This window comes from Brevibacterium senegalense (assembly GCF_000285835.1).
Classification (GTDB): Bacteria; Actinomycetota; Actinomycetes; order Actinomycetales; family Brevibacteriaceae; genus Brevibacterium; species Brevibacterium senegalense.
Window position 1 is genome coordinate 531,213 of record NZ_HE978600.1, and the last position, 17,200, is coordinate 548,412.

General features: G+C 70.3%; 18 protein-coding genes, 2 tRNA genes and 1 pseudogene. 12 read left to right on the forward strand and 9 right to left on the reverse strand.

Features of this window, described 5'->3' with window-relative positions; all coding sequences use genetic code 11:
• From tig to HGBR_RS16120, 8 genes and pseudogenes are all read right to left on the reverse strand, one after another.
• Window positions 1-1,272, reverse strand: a 1,272-nt coding sequence (gene tig, locus HGBR_RS16110) for a trigger factor (RefSeq protein WP_019157749.1), incomplete at its 3' end; no start/stop codon positions are given.
• Between the two features lie 157 nt (window positions 1,273-1,429).
• Window positions 1,430-2,116 carry an ABC transporter permease gene (locus HGBR_RS02505; protein WP_019157750.1) on the reverse strand — a complete coding sequence of 229 codons (687 nt, stop codon included), beginning with the start codon at window positions 2,114-2,116 and terminating at the stop codon, window positions 1,430-1,432.
• On the reverse strand, window positions 2,113-2,760 hold the full coding sequence (locus tag HGBR_RS02510) for an ABC transporter permease (protein ID WP_019157751.1): 648 nt from the start codon (window positions 2,758-2,760) through the stop codon (window positions 2,113-2,115). Before HGBR_RS02510 ends, HGBR_RS02505 begins: the two co-directional genes overlap by 4 nt.
• The gene (locus HGBR_RS02515; protein WP_019157752.1) at window positions 2,757-3,815 is read right to left on the reverse strand and encodes an ABC transporter ATP-binding protein; all 1,059 of its coding nucleotides are present in this window, start codon (window positions 3,813-3,815) and stop codon (window positions 2,757-2,759) included. The genes HGBR_RS02510 and HGBR_RS02515 overlap by 4 nt, the downstream gene beginning before the upstream one ends.
• A 13-nt stretch (window positions 3,816-3,828) precedes the next feature.
• Window positions 3,829-4,761: an ABC transporter substrate-binding protein gene (locus tag HGBR_RS02520; protein ID WP_019157753.1), complete on the reverse strand. Its 933-nt coding sequence runs from the start codon at window positions 4,759-4,761 to the stop codon at window positions 3,829-3,831.
• A gap of 112 nt (window positions 4,762-4,873) precedes the next feature.
• On the reverse strand, window positions 4,874-5,461 hold the full coding sequence (locus tag HGBR_RS02525; protein ID WP_051013264.1) for a cysteine hydrolase family protein: 588 nt from the start codon (window positions 5,459-5,461) through the stop codon (window positions 4,874-4,876).
• Window positions 5,458-6,879 (reverse strand): annotated as a pseudogene (locus HGBR_RS16115) (purine-cytosine permease family protein). The gene HGBR_RS02525 and the pseudogene HGBR_RS16115 overlap by 4 nt, the downstream one beginning before the upstream one ends.
• A gap of 215 nt (window positions 6,880-7,094) precedes the next feature.
• On the reverse strand, window positions 7,095-8,342 hold the full coding sequence (locus tag HGBR_RS16120) for a hypothetical protein (RefSeq protein ID WP_147522133.1): 1,248 nt from the start codon (window positions 8,340-8,342) through the stop codon (window positions 7,095-7,097).
• Between the two features lie 88 nt (window positions 8,343-8,430).
• Between HGBR_RS16120 and HGBR_RS02540 the strand changes: the two genes are divergently transcribed.
• Window positions 8,431-8,631, forward strand: a complete 201-nt coding sequence (locus HGBR_RS02540) for a hypothetical protein (protein ID WP_019157758.1) — start codon at window positions 8,431-8,433, stop codon at window positions 8,629-8,631.
• Between the two features lie 24 nt (window positions 8,632-8,655).
• Here the strand turns inward: HGBR_RS02540 and HGBR_RS02545 are convergent.
• Window positions 8,656-8,729: transfer RNA gene (locus HGBR_RS02545), tRNA-Pro, on the reverse strand.
• Window positions 8,730-8,849: 120 nt separating this feature from the next.
• Here HGBR_RS02545 and HGBR_RS02550 point away from each other — a divergent pair.
• The 11 genes from HGBR_RS02550 to HGBR_RS02595 all read left to right on the forward strand — a co-directional run bounded on the left by HGBR_RS02550 (window position 8,850) and on the right by HGBR_RS02595 (window position 16,958).
• Window positions 8,850-8,923 (forward strand) — tRNA-Gly (locus HGBR_RS02550).
• A 125-nt stretch (window positions 8,924-9,048) separates the two neighbouring features.
• Window positions 9,049-10,524 carry a tyrosine-type recombinase/integrase gene (locus tag HGBR_RS02555; RefSeq protein WP_019157759.1) on the forward strand — a complete coding sequence of 492 codons (1,476 nt, stop codon included), beginning with the start codon at window positions 9,049-9,051 and terminating at the stop codon, window positions 10,522-10,524.
• A 12-nt stretch (window positions 10,525-10,536) separates the two neighbouring features.
• Window positions 10,537-10,728, forward strand: a complete 192-nt coding sequence (locus HGBR_RS02560; protein ID WP_019157760.1) for a hypothetical protein — start codon at window positions 10,537-10,539, stop codon at window positions 10,726-10,728.
• Window positions 10,725-11,006 carry a hypothetical protein gene (locus tag HGBR_RS20135; RefSeq protein WP_019157761.1) on the forward strand — a complete coding sequence of 94 codons (282 nt, stop codon included), beginning with the start codon at window positions 10,725-10,727 and terminating at the stop codon, window positions 11,004-11,006. The genes HGBR_RS02560 and HGBR_RS20135 overlap by 4 nt, the downstream gene beginning before the upstream one ends.
• Window positions 11,003-11,857, forward strand: coding sequence for a tyrosine-type recombinase/integrase (locus HGBR_RS20485; protein WP_161601832.1), 855 nt, complete (start codon window positions 11,003-11,005; stop codon window positions 11,855-11,857). The genes HGBR_RS20135 and HGBR_RS20485 overlap by 4 nt, the downstream gene beginning before the upstream one ends.
• A 209-nt stretch (window positions 11,858-12,066) precedes the next feature.
• Window positions 12,067-12,711 carry a hypothetical protein gene (locus tag HGBR_RS02575; protein ID WP_019157763.1) on the forward strand — a complete coding sequence of 215 codons (645 nt, stop codon included), beginning with the start codon at window positions 12,067-12,069 and terminating at the stop codon, window positions 12,709-12,711.
• A 76-nt stretch (window positions 12,712-12,787) separates the two neighbouring features.
• A complete protein-coding gene (locus HGBR_RS02580; protein ID WP_019157764.1) occupies window positions 12,788-13,243 on the forward strand; it encodes a helix-turn-helix domain-containing protein in 456 nt (151 codons plus the stop codon).
• Window positions 13,236-14,555, forward strand: a complete 1,320-nt coding sequence (locus HGBR_RS19765) for a hypothetical protein (protein WP_147522135.1) — start codon at window positions 13,236-13,238, stop codon at window positions 14,553-14,555. Before HGBR_RS02580 ends, HGBR_RS19765 begins: the two co-directional genes overlap by 8 nt.
• 290 nt (window positions 14,556-14,845) lie before the next feature.
• Window positions 14,846-15,331, forward strand: coding sequence for a hypothetical protein (locus HGBR_RS02585; RefSeq protein ID WP_019157765.1), 486 nt, complete (start codon window positions 14,846-14,848; stop codon window positions 15,329-15,331).
• Window positions 15,328-16,728 (forward strand): site-specific integrase, encoded by a 1,401-nt coding sequence (locus HGBR_RS16130; RefSeq protein ID WP_019157766.1) that lies wholly within the window; start codon window positions 15,328-15,330, stop codon window positions 16,726-16,728. The genes HGBR_RS02585 and HGBR_RS16130 overlap by 4 nt, the downstream gene beginning before the upstream one ends.
• Before the next feature lie 11 nt (window positions 16,729-16,739).
• Entirely contained in the window at window positions 16,740-16,958 is a 219-nt protein-coding gene (locus HGBR_RS02595) for a hypothetical protein (RefSeq protein WP_019157767.1), read from the forward strand.
• Window positions 16,959-17,200 lie beyond the last annotated feature (242 nt).

A 17,200-nucleotide genomic window follows, 5' to 3' on the forward strand; every position in this document is an offset into this window, starting at 1 on the left:
GTCGTGAAAGGCGGTCATGTCGATGACGTTGCCCTCCGGGTCCTTGACGATCGCGCCGGCGAGGACCTCGGCGAGGCCCTTGCGGCGGGCGACGTCGCCCATGAGTGCGGGCACCTGGCCCTGCTGGTCCAGCATCTGCGCGAACTGGTTGGGGTTCATGCCGTACTGCTGGGAGGCGTTGATGATGTACTCGATGAGCTCCGGCTGGGACACCTCGATGCCCTCCGCCTTCACGACCGCGTCCAGCACGAACTGGGTGCGGAGGTTGCGGGTGGTCTCCTCGGTGACCTCGGCGCGGTGCTCGTCGTCCTCGAGGCGGTTCTCGCCCTCGAGGTGACGGTGCACCTCGTCCTCGACGACCTTGGACGGGACCGGCGGGTCGATGCGCTCCAGCAGCGCCTCGAGGACCTTGTCGCGGGCCTCGACGCCCTGGTCGAACTCCTTCTTCTCCGCCGCCTGCGTGCGCAGGTCCTCGCGGAGCTCCTCGACCGTGTCGAACTCGGAGGCCAGCTGGGCGAACTCGTCGTCGACCTCCGGCAGCTCGCGGACCTTGACGGACTTGACCGCCAGGGTCACGGAGCTCGTCTCACCGGCGTGCTCGCCGCCGGCCAGCGTCGTCTCGAAGGTGGTCTCCTCGCCCTCGGACAGGCCGTCCAGCGCCTCGTCCATGCCCTCGAGCATGGAGCCGGAGCCCACCTCGTAGGAGATGTCGGAGGCGTCGTCGACCTGCTCGTCGTCGATCTTCGCGGTCAGGTCGAGGGTGACGAAGTCGCCCTTCGCCGCCGGGCGGTCGACGGACACGAGGGTGCCGAAGCGCTCCCGCAGCTCGTCCAGCTGCTGCTGCACGTCCTCATCCGTGACCTCGACGCTGTCGACCTCGACCTCGATCGAGTCGTAGGCGGGCAGCTCGACGGCGGGTGCGACGTCGACCTCGATGGTGACCTTGAGGTCGCCCTCGTCCTTGCCGTCCAGACCGGGCACCTCCTGCACCTCGACCTCGGGCTGGCCCAGCGGGGTCAGGTCGTGCTCGGTGAGGGCACCGCGGTAGAAGTCGTCCAGGCTGTTGTTGACGGCCTCCTGCAGGACGACGGGGCGGCCCACGCGCTGGTCGATGATGCGGGAGGGGACCTTGCCGCGGCGGAAGCCCGGGACGTTCACCTGCTTCGCGATCTCGCGATAGGCCTCGTCGACGCTCGGCTTGAGCTCGGCGAAGGGCGCCTCGATGCTGAGCTTGACCCGGGTGGGGTCGATGGTCTCGACGGAGCTCTTCACAGTTTCCCTCTCGTTGTCTGCTGCGGAGTGCGGGGCGGCGGCCGAGCCGTGCAGCAGACTGCGGAGCGGACGGACGCGTACCGGTATCATCTGCGGCCGGGCACAGCCGACCGCACATCCTGCGCAATAGTACTCACCCAGGCGACCGATTGCAGAATCAGGGGCGCGCGGATCCCTGCGGGGACCGCGCTCGCAGACCCCGCACCCGGCCCGGAGCGGTCGCTCTGGCGACGAGGGCCAGCAGCCCGTCGAGGACGAGTGCGAGTCCCGCGACCAGCACCGCGCCCAGGACGACGCGGTCGTAGTCGCGGACCGCCAGCCCGTCGAAGATGAACCGGCCGATCCCGCCCAGATTCACGAACGCGGCGATCGTGGCGGTCGCGACGACCTGCAGCACCGCGGAGCGCAGGCCCGCGACCATGAGCGGCAGGGCCACGGGGATCCGCACCTGCAGCAGCACCTGGCGCCCCGTCATGCCCATCGCGTACGCCGCGTCGACGGCGGCGCGGTCCGCCGTCGCGATCCCCGCGGCCGTGTGCGACAGGACGGGCGGGATCGCGAGGAGCACCAGCGCGATCGTGGGCGGGATGAGGCCGGCTCCCAGCAGCAGGACCAGCAGCGTCATGAGGCCCAGGCTGGGCAGCGCGCGCAGCGCGTTCGCTCCGGCGATCATCCAGGCTCCCCGCCCCGCGTGCCCGATGAGCAGGCCGGCCGGCACCGCGAGCAGGACCGCGATCCCCACGGCCAGCCCGGAGTACGCGAGGTGCTCCCCCACCCGTGTGAGGATGAGAGCCGTGTCGAGACCGGTGCCCGCCGCTGCCGCAGTCGCCGCCGAGGCCGTCATGCCGCGGTCCTGCCGGCCCGGTCCCAGCGGGTGAGGCTGCGGCCCACCAGCGCGAGGAGCCGGTCGAGGACGAGCGCCAGGACGACCGTCCCGATGATGCCGGCCAGGATCTGGTCCGGGTAGCTGCGCTGGTATCCGGCGGTGAAGAGCCGGCCCAGTCCCCCGATCCCGATGACCGCGCCCACGGACACGAGCGACACGTTCGTGACGAGCACGACGCGCAGGGCGGGGATGAGGACGGGCAGCGCGATGGGCAGTTCCACCGCGGCGATCCGGCGGGCGGGCGCGTACCCCATCGCCTGCGCGGCGGAGCGGACGGCCACCGGGACCCCGTCCAGGGAGTCCAGCACGGCGCGGACCAGCAGGGCCAGCGCGTAGAGGGTCAGGGCGAGGACGACGTTGAGCGGGTCGAGGATCTGCGTGCCCAGGATGCCCGGGATCACGACGAAGAGCGCGAGGGACGGGATCGTGAAGAGGATGCCGGCGATGAGGACGGCGAGTGCGCGGGCGCGGGGGCGGCCGCGCAGCGCGGCGCCCACGGGGAGTGCGAAGAGCAGGCCCAGGAGGGTGGGCAGGACGGAGAGCACGGTGTGCTCGGCCAGGAGGGGCCAGAACGGATCGGGGTTCTCCAGCAGCCAGATCATGACGGGTCACGGGCCGCGTCGACGGCGGCCAGCACGGCGCTGCGGGTGATCCACCCCGTGACCGCCCCGTGGTCGTCGACCGCATGCGCCGCTGCCGTCGGGGACGACAGGACGGCGTCGAGCGCCTGCCGCAGTCCGTCGCCCACGCGCCAGCCCTCCCCCGCGGGGATGCGCTCATCGCCCCGGACCCACGCGGTGGGACGGCCGTCGTCCGTGCAGGTGAGTCGCCAGCCGTCGACGGCGCCCGGCACCGGCGCCGTCCCGTCGTCCGCGGCCGGCTCCAGGGGCAGGACCTCGAGGGCGGCGGGGCGGAACCCCAGGGACCGGAAGCCGCGGTCGCGTCCCACCATCTGCGCGACGAACGGATCCGCAGGGCGCTCCAGGAGCGTCTGCGGATCCGCGTGCTGGTGGATCGTGCCGCCCGGGCCGAAGACGACGATCCGGTCGCCCAGGAGCAGGGCCTCGTCGATGTCGTGGGTCACGAACACGATCGTCTGCGACAGGGTCTCCCGCAGGCGCAGCAGTTCCTGCTGCAGCTCCGCCCGCACGACGGGGTCGACGGCCGAGAACGGCTCGTCCATGAGGAGGATGGGCGGGTCGGCGGCGAGCGCGCGGGCCACGCCCACCCGCTGCTGCTGGCCGCCGGACAGCTCGGCGGGGAAGCGTTCGTCGAGCTCCGGCCGCAGCCGCACGAGCCGCAGCGCGTCCTGCGCCCTCTCCCGGGCTTCGCCGCGCGGGAGGCCGGCCAGACGCAGCGTCGTCGCGACGTTGTCGACCGCGGTCCGGTGGGGGAAGAGGCCGGCGCCCTGGATGACGTAGCCCATCGACCGGCGCAGCGTCACCGGCGCGACATCGCGGACATCCGTCCCGTCGACCAGCACGCGGCCGGAAGTCGGCTCGACCATCCGGTTGATCATCCGCATGGTGGTCGTCTTGCCGCAGCCGCTGGGGCCCACGAACACGGTGAGGGAACCGGCCTCGATCTCGAGGTCGATGCCGTCGACCGCTCGGGTGCCGTCCCCGTAGGTCTTGGACACCCCCTGGAACTCGATCATGCGCCGGCTCCGCTCATGAGCCGGCCAGGCCGCGCTCCTCCAGCCAGTCCGCGGCGGCCGTGGCGGGCTCGGCCTTCTCGTCGCCGGACACCCGCAGGTTCAGGTCGATGAGGTCCTCGGTCGTGAGCTCTGCGGACACCGCGTCCAGCGCGTCCTGCGCCTCCGGGGACAGACGGCCGTCCCGGGCGATGGGGACGACGTTCTGGGCGGGGAAGTGACCGGTCTCGTCCTCGAGGACGACGAGGTCCTCGGTCTTGATCGCGGGGCTCGTGCTGAAGATGTTCGCAGCTCTCACGTCGCCGTCGACCAGGGCGGCGACGGTCGCGGGACCGCCGCCGTCGGAGATCGGCTCGAACGTGGTCGGGACGATGTCGAACGACTCCTCGAGCCCGGGCAGCCCCACGGCCCGCTCCGCGAACTCAGGGGGACCCGCGATCGTGAGCTCGTCGTTGTGGTCGGCGAGGTCCGCGATCGTCGTGAGGTCCCACTCCCGGGCCGTCTCCTGCGTGACGACCAGCGAGTCCTTGTTCTCCGCCTCCGAGGCCGTGAGGGCGACGAGGTCCTGCTCACCCAGCGCGTCCGGCAGTGCGGAGCTGATCGCGTCCTCGGACGAGGCGTCGGCCTCGGGGTCCAGGAAGAGGAGCAGGTTTCCGGTGTAGTCGGGAATCACGTCGATCGACCCGTCGGCCAGGGCGGGGACGTAGGCCTCGCGGGAGCCGATGTTGAAGGAGGTCTCGACCTCCAGCCCCGCACCCTCGAGCGCCTGGGCGTAGAGGTTGCCGATGATCTCCGATTCCGTGAAGTTCGCACTGGAGACGACGATCGGTCCGCCGTCGCCGCCGTCGGTGGCGTCACCGCCGGACAGGGGGTCTCCCCCGCAACCGGTGAGGACGAGGAGCGCAGTGATCGCTCCGACCGTCGCGGTCGTGTGAAGTCGTCGTCCCATGGCTCGCAGTCTCCCCGTTCCGTTGTGGTGTCAGGACTGCCGTCCGGACTTCGAGCCTACATCGGTGCAGGTCGACGCGGCGGCCGCCACGGCGAAGTGCGGGGTCCGTGGGTCAGGCCAGATCCGCTGAGGTCCGCAATCGGATCTGGGGGTCGAACAATCCCATGATCCGCAGGGCCGCGGCGCCGTCGTCGGCCGTCGAGCCCGCACAGCCGTCCGTCAGCACCTCGACATGCGCGCCGGCGTCCGCCGCCGCCAGGGCCGTCGCGACGACGCAGCAGTCGGTCGACACGCCCGTGAGGACGATCCGCGGCGCCTCCCCCACGACGGCGCGCAGGCCGTCTCCCCATTTCCCGAAGGTGGGCTCGTCGACGGTGGGCCGGTCCGTGAGCGCGCGGGCGCGCGGCACCAGGTCGTAGAGCGGATCAGCGGCGGGTCGGTCGGCGAAGGGCCAGGCCTCGAAGTAGTCGGTCCACGAGGTGGTCGAGCCCTCCCCCGTCGCCCGCTGCGCGGTGGGCAGCCACCGCGTCACGACGACCCGCCCGTCGAAGGCGGGGGCAGCCCGCTCGATGACGGTCATCGCGGCGTCGAACTCCGGCGACGCCCACTCTGACGCAGGGTCCGCGAAGATCACCTGGGGATCGATGACCACCAGCCAGGGGGCCTCGGCGGCGGCGTGCGGGACCACCTGCCCACTCATGCCGCGGCTCCCTCCTGCCGGCGGATGCGGCCGCGGCGCAGGAGGAGGGCGACGACGAAGGACAGGGCGAGCGAGACGATGACGCCCAGGTTCGCGTACGCCCAGGCGCCGTCCCGGCCGCCCAGCGGGCCCAGCAGGTAGCCCTGCCAGTTGTTCCAGGCGGCGTCGTCGGCGAACCCGTTGACGACCAGCCCCCAGCCCACGAACGAGGCGACGACCATGATGGAGACGGAGATCCAGTCCGTCGAGCGGTAGCGGCCGGCCGGATCGAAGAGGGCCGCCTCGTCATACGGAAGCCTGCGGGTCAGCACGTCCGCGATGAGGATGCCGGCCCACGAGGCCAGCGGCACGCCCAGGGTGATGAGGAAAGACTGGAACGGGCCGATGAACGACTACGCGAAGAACACGACCCAGATGGTCGCGACGGTGAGGATGACGCCGTCGATCGCGGCGGCCAGCGGGCGGGGGATGTCGATGCCCAGGCTCAGGAGGGTGAGGCCGGACGAGTAGATGCCCAGGACCGCACCGGAGACCAGCGCCAACACGGCGGTGAGCAGGAACGGCAGCAGCGCCCACAGCGGCAGGATCGAGGCGAGCGCGCCCACGGGGTCGTCGCCCACGGCGGCCCGCAGGTCGTCGTCGGAGCCGGCCAGCAGGAGGCCGAACACGACGAGGATGACCGGCGCTGCGGATCCGCCGATCGTGTTCCACAGGACGATGGTCGTATCCGGGGTGTCGCGGCGCTGGTAGCGGGACCAGTCGGCGGCGATGTTGATCCAGCCCAGGCCGAAGCCGGTCATGACCATGACGAGCGCGCCCGTCACCTGCTGGCCGGTGCCGGACGGCTGGGCCAGGACCGCGGCCATGTCGATGTGCGGGATCGTCAGCACCATGAAGACGATCGTCATCGCCCCGGTCAGCCACGTGAGGACGGACTGCAGCTTCATGATCGTGTGATAGCCCAGCACGGAGGCGGCCACGATGAGGGCCGCGATCGCGATGGCCGCGATGACGAGGACGCCGGTGCCGGAGGCCAGACCCAGAGTGGAGAGCACGGTCGCGGTCGCGAGCACCGCGGTGATCGCGAGCATCGTCTCCCACCCGATCGAGGTGAGCCACGAGACGATGCCCGGCAGCTTCTGCCCGTGGACGCCGAAGGCGACGCGGGACAGGACCATCGTGGGCACGCTGCCGCGCTTGCCGGCGATCGCGATGAGGCCGCAGAGGCCGAACGACACGATGATGCCGATGACCGCGACGATCGTGGCCTGGACGAAGGAGATGCCGAAGTCCAGGATCCACGAGCCGTAGCTCATGCCGAAGACGGAGACGTTCGCGGCGAACCACGGCCAGAAGAGGTCGTGGGGCTTGGCGGTGCGCTGCGACTCGTCGATCACCTCGATGCCGGTGCGCTCGATGAGCGCCGGTGCGACGGGCTGCGTTGCGGGGGCGGGCTGAGGTGCTGCGGCAGCCTGTGCTGCGGTGACGGGACGCGCTGAAGGATCCGACACGGCCGGCCTCCTGGTGGGTGAGTCGGGAGGGGCGGAGGTCGGTGGTCCGGCGCGGCGCCCCGTGGGTTGAGCCGATCCTAGCCGCAGACGCGCTCATTTTGAGCATTTCCGCGAAAAAGATGTCACGCGTGTTTCGCGCGGACTCCCACGACGATGCCGCGCAGCAGGATCGGGACGAGCGACAGGACGGTCACCAGGACGACGCCCAACGCCACGCGCCGCACGGACCCCGGGACGGGCAGGAGCGCGGTCACGAGTCCCACGTTCAGCAGCGCCCACCGCAGCAGGGTGAAGCGATCGAACTCGCGGTCGACGGCCGCGCGCACCGCAGGACCGCCGCCCAGCACCGTGGGGACCAGCTGGGACAGCGCACCGGTCAGCAGCTGGAGGGCGAAGCCCAGCACGCCGACGAGGGTGAGCGGGAGGTAGCCGGCGGCCAGGTGGCCCCACGAGTCCGCGCGCAGGACGTGGACGAGGAGGGAGACGAGCAGGACGAGGCCCCACACCAGCGCCGAGGCCGCGAAGACCCCCGGGGCCCGCCGCGGCGGGGCTGCGAGGACGGGCCGCAGCAGGGTGCTCCCCCACCACACGGCACCGCACAGGTGGACGGCGAGGCCGGCGACGGCCAGGGGGCGGACGTCCGCGAGGGCGCCGACGTCGATGAGCGCGATGCCGGCCAGCAGGACCGGCAGCGCCTGCTGCGTCCGGCGCGCGGTCTGCGGGTGCACGCGCGTACGCAGCAGGGTGGGCCAGAACGTCACGAGCGTGCCCACGACGGTGAGACCCACCCAGCCCAGCAGCATCGTGACGGTGTGGGCCAGCAGGAGGCGGCCGAAGAGCTCGCTGGCGGGCCACCGCGCCAGGAGCACGCCGAACGCCGCGCCCACGGGCATGCAGACGGACGCGGCCAGGTAGTACCGGACCGTGACCGTGAAGCGACCGGGCAGGGCCGCGCGCAGCCGACGGAGCATCGCCGCGGCGTGGACGAGCACGGCGGCGGCCACGATGAGAGCGCCGGCGAGGACCAGCCACCACGCGCTGACGGGAACGCCCACGACCACGCAGGCCGTACCCACCGCCAGGAGGAGGAAGCGCAGGGCCTGCAGAGGGGGCGGGTCGGCGGACTCCGGCGTCTTGAGGAGTGCCTGGGCGAAGAAGGTGCTCCACGCGAACATCGCGTGGCTCAGCGCGCCCAGCAGTGCGAGGTGCACCAGCAGCCACGTCGACTCGATGATGAAGGGCTGGAGGACGGCGACGACGCCGGCGATGCAGAGCCAGACGACGGTCGGGAAGTCGCGCAGCGGCGCGACGCCGCGGCGGGCCGGGCGTGGAGGCGGAACGCCCATCAGGCCGCCCGGAGGACTCATCATGACCCCCACTGTAGGGACAGCGCTGTCATGCACCGCAGGGACAGCACAGTCACGTCGATCCGGGAGCCTGCCCTGCTACCGTGCCGCCATGAGGATCGTGGTCCTGATCATCCTGGCACTCGCGTCGTTCGCCGTGTCACGCCTCCTGCTGGCACTCGTCGGCGACCCCGAGGGCCCGAATCTCCTCATCACGAGCGCACTCGCACTCATCCTGTTCTGCACCGCGGCGGGCGTGCGGGCCGTGGTCGCACGGGCCCGGCGACGGAGGAATCCCGCGCCATCGGAGTGAACGATGAGGCGGGATCCCAGTCGGTCGGGCTGACAGGATTTGAACCTGCGACCCTCTGCTCCCAAAGCAGATGCGCTACCAAGCTGCGCTACAGCCCGTGACCCCAATCATCGTAGCCCACCGGCGACGTCGTCCCGCGCACTGCCCCGGACGGCGCTTCAGGACTGCACTGTCGTTTTGCGCAGGGACCGGGCTTCCACTACAGTTGACCCCTGTTCGGGGATGTAGCTCAATGGTAGAGCCTCAGTCTTCCAAACTGATGGTGCGGGTTCGATTCCCGTCATCCCCTCCACGACAACACCGCTGGTCACAGCGGTGTTGTTCTATTTGGTAGGCACGCGAAATGGCGTCGAAACGTGCCCCGCGTGACCTAACGTGACCTAAGTCGGTCGGGCCGAGTCTCGGAAAGACACCGCCATGACCACGAAGCGCCCCCGCTCACGCGGCCGCCGTGCCGAGTTCGGCACCGTCACCCGCCTGCCGTCTGGTCGCTACCGCGCCCGGTACACGCTGCCGGACGGTTCCCGGCACACCGCCCCCAAGACGTTCGACAGCGACCGGCAAGCACGCGACTACCTCACCCGCGTGCACGCCGAACTGCTGGCCGGCAACGCCCTGACCGTCACCCCGACGCAGACACCGTTCGGTGAGTACGTCCGCACGTACCTCGAGCACGCCGCCTCGAGGCTGCGCCCGCGCACGCTCGACCTCTACCAGCGCACCGCCGCTCTGTGGCTGCTGCGCGCCGTCGGCATCACCTCGCGCATCGACCTCACGCCGCTGCCGCTGTCCGCGCTCACGCCCTCGCTCATCCGCTCGTGGCACACCGCCCTGCTCGAGCACACCCGGCACGACGCCCTCGCACAGCGCACGCGCGGTGCCAGCCGACGCGGCGGCCACCCGGCCCGACTGTGGGCACGCAGCATCGGCCTGCCGGTGCCCGCCACCGGCCGCATCCCAGACGGCGTGCTGAGAGCGTGGACCGCAGCCGGTACGCCCGACCCGACCGCTGGCGATGACGACAACGCCGGCCGGACGGCCGCCGCCGGCGCGTACCGGCTGCTGCGCACCGTCCTCGCCCAAGCCGTCCACGACGGCCTGCTGCCGTCCAACCCCGCGCACGTCAAGGGCGCAGCCACCGCGCCGCACCGCGAACGCAAGCCCCTGGCCGCCGATGACGTGGAACGGCTCGCCGTCGCGATGCCCGACCGGTACCGCGCCGCCGTCCGCGTTGCCGCGTGGTCGGGCCTGCGCCCCGGCGAATTGTTCGCGCTGCGCCGGTCCGACGTGGACACCACCGCCGGCACGCTGACCGTCACCCGCACGTTGGTCGAAGTCCCCGGCCAGCCGGTCGCATTCGGCCCGCCGAAGTCCGCCGCCGGCCGCCGCACCGTGAACCTGCCGGCGACCATCGCCGCCGCGCTGGCCGACCATCTCGAGACGCACACAGCCGCAACCGACGGCGCGCTGGTGTTCACCACCTCGAGCGGCAAGGCCGTCACCGCGTCTGCGCGCTCGTCACTCATGCGCACCGCCCGTGCCCGCATCGACCGGCACGACGTGACGTGGCACCACCTGCGCCACACCGGCGCGACACTCGCAGCGCAGGCCGGCGCGACACAGGCCGAGTTGCAGGCCCGCATCGGCCACTCGACCGCACGCGCCGCGTCCATCTACCAGCACGCCGCAGCCGACCGCGACCGCGCCCTGGCCGACCGCCTCGACGCACTGCTGGCACCACCGGCCGATCCCGACCCGCAGCCGACCCCACCGGCCGAGGCCGCCGCTGCCACCGGCACGACGACGCCCAACCACCTCGAGGCCCCCACCGCCTCGAGCGCAGCCGTGGCCCGCTACTCGACTCGACGCGGCCACCTGGCCGCCCTCGCCTGACAGGAGCACCCCATGTCCACACACGCCGTGCGCAGCATGTCCACCACCGCCCTGCGCGGCCTGCTCGACCTCACCGGCTCGAGGCTCGCCAGGCACTACACGCGACTGCGTGCCGAGGCCGCCGCCGAACTCGACCGCCGCGCAGCCGAGGACCGTGCGGACCTCGAGCACCCCACTGCCCCGCGAACGGAGACCACCGGATGACGTTCACCATCCCGCCCCACGACGCTGCCGCCCGCCGCGTCGTCCTCGACCATGCGATCCCGCACCTGCGCGACCTCATCGGCGTCTGCGCCCCGGCCTACGTCTACCGCGACCGGGCTGCGAACGGATGGACCGCAGTGTGGCTCTACCGCGCCCGCGACGACGGACGGCTCACCCCAGCGATTGCGACCATTGCACACACCCGCACCCATGCCGAAGCACTCGAGGCGGCCCACGCCGCCGTGACCGCCCACCTACTCGAAAGGCCCGCACGATGACGCAGACACTCACCACCATTCACCCGTTCACACCGCCTGCCAACGCCGAAGTGCTCACGTTATGGGCAGGCTGGCAGAGAGCCGGTGCGCTCTCAGAACGGACCATCGCGGAACGGCTCAGCGCCATGCGCAGCATGTGCGACGAGTACCAAGTCCGACCGCTCGAGGTCACGACGGCGCACATCGTCACGTTCCTCTCGCGCCGTGAGATAAGCGACGCGACCCGCTCGACCTACGCAACCCACCTTCGCGCGTTCTTCCGGTGGGCGCTGTTGCAGAACCTCATCGCGGTCAATCCCATGGACCGCGTGCCCGCGCCCAAGCGGCCGCGCTACATGCCCCGGCCGATTCACTCCGCACAACTGACCCGGCTGCTCGAGGTCTGCAAGCGCCAGCGCACCCGCACCATGGTCCTGCTCGCCGCATTCGCGGGCCTGCGCGTGCATGAGATAGCCAAGTTCCGAGGCTCAGACCTCGACCCTGAGCGCGGGACGCTGCGCGTCACGGGCAAAGGACTCAAGCCCGCAATACTGCCCGCCCACGCCGTCATCCTCGAGGCCGCAGCGACCATGCCCACTGACGACTATTGGTTCCCGTCATCCACGCGCAGCGGGCCGGTCGCAGCCCGTTCGGTGAGTCAGTCCATCGGCCGTGCGATGAACCGCGCAGGCATAGACGGCACCGCCCACCAACTGCGCCACTGGTATGGCACCGAACTGCTCAACGCAGGCACAGACCTGCGCACAGTGCAGGAACTCATGCGGCATGACCAAATCACCAGCACGCAGATATACACGCAGGTCAGCGACGCATCCAAGGTCACAGCCATGGCCGCGCTGCGCCTCAACTAGCCGCACAGACCGCGACCGTTCCGCGCCCTGCTCTCCACAGACAGACGGCCGCACCGTGACCCCACGGTGCGGCCGTCGTCGTTCGGCTAACTGCATCACACTGCGTCATGCGGCACTATTGCGGCCACATGTCACCTCGGGTCACCTCGGGTCACCTCACGGCACGCAAGGCTGTAGCCATGTCCGGGCCTCGTGGCAAACTCACGGACATGGACACGACCGATGACAGGACACGCGCGGACGACCGCGCCGCTGGCACCGCTGCCAGCGCTCCCGTCACCGGTCGCGCCCCGACGCTCCCGCCAGACCACCCGCTGGCCGTCCTGCGACGGCACCGCGAATCCCGAGGCGCACACTGGCTGCTGTCTGCCGTGCACGCCACACATGCGCTCGAGGATGCCCACGAATTCGCAGCCCGTCACGCCGAGCACATCGTCACGCCCCACGGCTCCACACTGGCCGAAGCCGACGACCTCCGCAGCGACCTCGACAGCCTCGAAGACGACGACCTCGAATGGCTCACGGACGCCGATATCGCTCTCGCTCTCGTGGAACTGCGCAAGTCCCGAGTCGCCCGAAGCGCGACCGCAGCCGAACTACTCGCAGTGCACCTTGCCGAACTGCTCGAGCGTCGCGCAGCCGAGGCCGCCGACCGCACGACAGCGGTGCTGGCCGCAACGCTGCTGGCCGCAGAACTCACTGCCCTGGCAATAGCGGCTGTCACAGCGTGGACGCAGCACCCGCCGCCCCCAACGCTCGAGGCGCTGACGACCTCGACGCTGACCGCAGCACCCCCAGCATCGGCACCACCGGTGCCAGGTGCTCGTCGTGCTGTCCTCGTGACCGCCTGCTGAGAGCGCACACGCTGCCCTGACTCCGCACCGGTAGACCCTCCCATTCCGCTCGCAGGCGGACAACGGAGACGAAACCGTGCAAACCCATACCCGACTGGTCAAGCCCAGCGACCTGCCCGACCGCTACACGCTGCTGCGCCGCCCCGAGGCCGCAGCCCATTTCCACCGCGCGACTAAGACACTGGACCGGTGGATCGCTGACGGTGCGATGCCCTGCATCCGCATCGGGCCTCGCGTCCTCATCCGCCGCTCGACCGTCACGGCCTATCTCGACGCGCTCAATCCCGAAGCACCCGCGCACCGAGGCGAAGCAACCGCGATGCCCACCGGTGAGGTCTACATCTCGCTCAACAACGCGGCCGCCGTCCTGGGATTGCACCGCAACACCGTGGACGAACTGACCCGCAGCGGCGACCTGCCCCGCCTGCGATTCGGGCGCTCCCGCGTCATCCCCGTGGCTGCGCTGGCAGACCTCATCGACACCCACGCGGTGCCCGCCACCGTTGGACCTCTCGCTGGCCGCGATGCATGATGCGCCGCAGCACGAAGAGATACCGCGCGAACCGTTCCCCGGCGCGCTCAATGCGAACGGCAGTCGCCCGCTGTACTCGCGCGTCGTCGGACTCGACGGCCTCGACATGCCCGATGCCGCTGGTGCGCCGCAGACGATTCGACTCATCCATTCCGAACGCGCAGCCCTGCGAGTCATCGCGCTCGACACGTACCCCAAGAGTGTCGGCAGGCGCGGGACTCAGACGCACCACGCCCTGCTCGCGAAGTGGGCAGGCATTGACGACGACACATTCCGCGATGCCGTCAAGTCACTCAAGGCCAAGGGCCTCGTACGGGAGACGAAAGCCGGTGGCCTCGTGCTGACCCCGCCCCCTCTGCACAACGGCGGGCCTGAGTGGCGCGCAGGGCAGGCGCACCGCGCGGCGGCGCTGTCGCTCATCCCCGAAGGGTGGATGACCAACCTCGAACGGTGCATGATGTTCGACGCAATAGCCGCCGCCGATAAAGACGGCATTTTCGCTATTTCGCAGGCACAATACGCGCGCAGGGTAGGAATACGAAAGAATCACCTGACTACGCACCGAAAGTCTCTACGCGGGTGGAAGGGCTGGCGTCCGCCAATCATTCAGTGCCAGACGTTTCAGCGCGCGCGAACAAATCCGTATGTAATCACGCTGCCGGCTGTCGATAACCTCGCAGGCCAGGAATTGTCGATGACTATGGATGAGTTCGTCATAGAATGGGCAAAGACCTCATTGATTGCCGCCAGCGATGACATTCTCAGCGGTGAGCTCAACATGCTCGACGCTGCTAACGCCGCCCCCTGGCTGACCGGCTGGACTAGTCCAGATACACCGAATGAAGCACCCCCGTGGACTAGTCCGACCCCTAGTCCAATGACTAGTCCTGCCCCTAGTCCAAATCGACCGGCTGGACTAGTCCAGATACACGGGACTACCAGTAGTACCAAGCCAGCAAGGCAGGACTCCACGGACTCGTGGCCAGACGCGGTGACCGCAGCCAGCACGCCGCTGGCGCTGGCAATGCTACGGCTCCGGCTTGCGCCACTCGGATACGACGAACCGAGGAAACTCATCGGCACTGCGCAGCACATCGTCTCCAGCGTCAACGTGTCAGCACTTGTCAAAGAACACTTGAGACATGACGCGCAAGACATTCCAAGTCTCGAAGTCGCTGCGTTGTCAGTCATGAGTTCAATCGTCGCGAACATTCACGAAGAATCGCGAGTCAATCAAATCGGATCGAAAGAAATGCTTGACGAGATTCATCGGCGGTTCGACCGGCTCACCGGAACGGGAGAAATGCAGTGACCAGCCAGCCCGTTTTTTCTGACAACGACCCACAGGACACCCCGCGCCCCGTGTCCATCTCCCCCCGCAGCGCCCAGAAAAATCGCGCCCGGTCGAACTGGACTAGTCCAGTTCGACCGGGCCGGCACGACGACGCTTCACAGCCTCCCAGATTCGACCCGATCCGACCCGATTCATCCGCTTCACAGCCAATCCGTCCAGATCCTGCCGCACAGCCTCGAAAGCGACCGCATCCCGCCGAAACCCCTGCCGCCATATCCGCCGCAGCCGCTACAACGGACACGGCTTTAGTGCTGTGCGCCGAGGACGGCTGCTCCGAGGACGTGAGCCGCCGCGCGCAACCGTACTGCCGAACGCACTACCTCAAGAACAGGGCCGCCGGCCCGCTCGAGCACGTGCGGCCGGCCGGCGCAGCGCACCCCGCGTTCAAGGACGCCAGGATCGGCGTGGATGGTGCGCACGACCGCATTCGCAAGGAACGCGGCGCAGCGTGGAACTACCGCTGCGCCCGCGTCGGTTGTGTCAAACTTGCAGAGCACTGGTCGCTTATCCCCGGCCACGCGACGCATTGCCTCATCTCCAAGCAACGGCACTACTCAGTCGAACCTGCCGACTACTTGCCACTGTGCAGGTCGTGCCATACCCGGCTCGACAAGCAGTGCGACAAGTACCTGCCGCCCGTCGACACCCCGGCGCTTCCACTGCCAGGGTTCGACCTCGAGGCCCACCGCATCACGTTCGACGCCTCGACCCGACTCGAGAACGGCCGGCCGTGAGCCGCCGCGCCCGCGCTGCGTTCGGCACGGTCAGTCGCCTGCCGTCGGGCCGGTTCCGCGCCCGCTACACATTGCCGGACGGTTCCCGGCACACCGCGCCCACGACATTCGAGACCCAACGACTCGCACGGGAGTACTTGACCCGCGTGCACGCCGAACTGCTCGCCGGGACCACGCAGGCCGTGCGTCCCGAGCCGCTGCCGTTCGGTGAGTACGTGCGCACGTACCTCGCGCACGCAGCCTCGACACTGCGTCCGCGCACGCTCGACCTCTACCAGCGCACGGCCGACTCGTGGCTGCTGCGTCCCGTTGGCACCACCGCCCGCGTGGACCTCACCGGCATGCCGCTGTCTGCGCTCACGCCCTCGCTCATTCGCTCGTGGCATGCTGCGCTGCTCGAGCACACCCGGCACGACGCGCTCGCGCAGCGCACGCGCGGTGCCAGCCGACGCGGCGGCCACCCCGCACGACTCTGGGCGACGCGGGCCGGCCTCGAGGTCAACGGCACCGGCCGTCTGCCCGCATCGGTGCTCGAGGCCTGGCGCGCTGCCGGTGCTCCCGATGCCTCGACCGGTCAGCACGACGACAGCACGGCCGGACGGACGGCGGCCGCCGGCGCGTACCGCCTGCTGCGCACCGTCCTCGCCCAAGCCGTCCGCGACGGCCTGCTGCCGGCCAACCCTGCGCACATCAAGGGTGCGGCCACCGCACCGCACCGCGAACGCAGGCCGTTGGCACTGGCCGACATTGCGGCGCTCGCAGCCGCCGTCCCCTCGCGCTACAGCACGGCCGTGCTGGTCGCCGCGTGGTCGGGCCTACGCCCCGGTGAGTTGTTCGCGCTGCGCCGGTCAGACGTGGACACCGCCGCCGGCACGCTCACGGTCACTCGCACGCTGGTCGAAGTCCCCGGCCAGCCGGTCACGTTCGGCCCGCCGAAGTCCGCCGCCGGCCGCCGCACCGTCACGTTGCCTGCGGTCGCCGCCGGTGCGCTGGCCGCCCACCTCGAGGCGCACACCGCAGCCGAGGCCGCCGCGCTGGTGTTCACGACGGCACATGGCAACCCCGTGACCGCCTCTGCCCGCTCTGCCGTCCTGCGTGCTGCGCGCGACCGCATCCGCCGGCCTGACGTGACGTGGCACCACCTGCGCCACACCGGCGCGACGCTCGCCGCCCAGGCCGGTGCGACGCAGGCCGAGTTGCAGGCCCGCATCGGCCACTCGACTGCACGGGCCGCGTCGCTCTACCAGCACGCCGCAGCCGACCGCGACCGCGCCCTGGCCGACCGCCTCGACGCCCTGCTGGCACCGCCGGCCAATCCCGAGCCGCAGCCGACCCCGCCCACGCCTGCGGCGGTGCGCTACGGCGCGCAGCGCGGCAATCTCCGAGCCGTCATCTGAAAGGACCACCCGTGAACTCTCGAAAGCCCCTGACCCCCGCCACGCTGCGCAGCGCCCCGTGGGCGGTGCTCGTCGCGCGACTCGAGGTGCTGACCCTGCGCCTGACGCACACGCCGCCGCGCGCCGACTACGCGACGACCGCAGCCGAGTACCGTGCGATCCGCGCCGAGTTCGACCGTCGCTCCGATCCCGCGTCCATCCGAGCCGCCGCCGACCTCGAGCCGCTGTAGCCGGCCGCACCACCGCGACGACGCACACCGGGCCGCTGGCGATTCGCCAGCGGTCCGTCGTCGTGCCGCAGGCGTCGTCTCGAGTGGTCGCCGCCGCACCTGCGCGCGTGACCTAAGTCGTGACCTAACGTGACCTAGCGCGTGCGGACTCCATGGGTACACTTAGGTCACATAAGGTCACGCGGACGGCCCAAACCACCGCAGAGACCCGGCCTGACCAGGCACGATGAAACGTTGTTGAG

Coding starts and splice junctions, on each gene's coding strand:
- HGBR_RS02505 (WP_019157750.1), bottom strand. CDS start 2,116: ATGACGGCCTCGGCGGCGACTGCGGCAGCGGCGGGCACCGGTCTCGAC.
- HGBR_RS02510 (WP_019157751.1), bottom strand. CDS start 2,760: ATGATCTGGCTGCTGGAGAACCCCGATCCGTTCTGGCCCCTCCTGGCC.
- HGBR_RS02515 (WP_019157752.1), bottom strand. CDS start 3,815: ATGATCGAGTTCCAGGGGGTGTCCAAGACCTACGGGGACGGCACCCGA.
- HGBR_RS02520 (WP_019157753.1), bottom strand. CDS start 4,761: ATGGGACGACGACTTCACACGACCGCGACGGTCGGAGCGATCACTGCG.
- HGBR_RS02525 (WP_051013264.1), bottom strand. CDS start 5,461: ATGAGTGGGCAGGTGGTCCCGCACGCCGCCGCCGAGGCCCCCTGGCTG.
- HGBR_RS16120 (WP_147522133.1), bottom strand. CDS start 8,342: ATGATGAGTCCTCCGGGCGGCCTGATGGGCGTTCCGCCTCCACGCCCG.
- HGBR_RS02540 (WP_019157758.1), top strand. CDS start 8,431: ATGAGGATCGTGGTCCTGATCATCCTGGCACTCGCGTCGTTCGCCGTG.
- HGBR_RS02555 (WP_019157759.1), top strand. CDS start 9,049: ATGACCACGAAGCGCCCCCGCTCACGCGGCCGCCGTGCCGAGTTCGGC.
- HGBR_RS02560 (WP_019157760.1), top strand. CDS start 10,537: ATGTCCACACACGCCGTGCGCAGCATGTCCACCACCGCCCTGCGCGGC.
- HGBR_RS20135 (WP_019157761.1), top strand. CDS start 10,725: ATGACGTTCACCATCCCGCCCCACGACGCTGCCGCCCGCCGCGTCGTC.
- HGBR_RS20485 (WP_161601832.1), top strand. CDS start 11,003: ATGACGCAGACACTCACCACCATTCACCCGTTCACACCGCCTGCCAAC.
- HGBR_RS02575 (WP_019157763.1), top strand. CDS start 12,067: ATGGACACGACCGATGACAGGACACGCGCGGACGACCGCGCCGCTGGC.
- HGBR_RS19765 (WP_147522135.1), top strand. CDS start 13,236: ATGCATGATGCGCCGCAGCACGAAGAGATACCGCGCGAACCGTTCCCC.